The 307-nt window shown below is 67.1% G+C and carries 1 pseudogene; it reads right to left on the bottom strand.

Features of this window, described 5'->3' with window-relative positions:
- Positions 1-307, bottom strand: a pseudogene (locus tag FOJ82_RS16035) (IS21 family transposase); the annotation flags it as partial.

The raw sequence follows: 307 nt of genomic DNA on the forward strand, positions 1-307 counted from the left end.
CGGCAACGGCCTCAGCAGCGGCTGCTCCTCCGAGACGAACACGCTGTGTCGGGACCCGGGACGCTTCTGGAACGGTGTGGTGTTGTAAGCCGCGACCCGGACCTCGATCGCTGCGGCCAGCTCCGGCAGCGACGTGAACACCTCGTCCCTGAGGGCGGCGATCACCCAGGTCGCGACATGGGCCACGGTGTTCTCGACTGAGGCCTTGTCCTTGGGCTTCCTCACCCGGCCCGGCAGCACCGCAGCCGAGTAGTGCGCAGCCATCTCCCGATACGAGTCGTTCAACACGACCTCACCCTCACGGGGA

Source organism: Tessaracoccus rhinocerotis (genome assembly GCF_007197885.1).
Taxonomy (GTDB): domain Bacteria; phylum Actinomycetota; class Actinomycetes; order Propionibacteriales; family Propionibacteriaceae; genus Arachnia; species Arachnia rhinocerotis.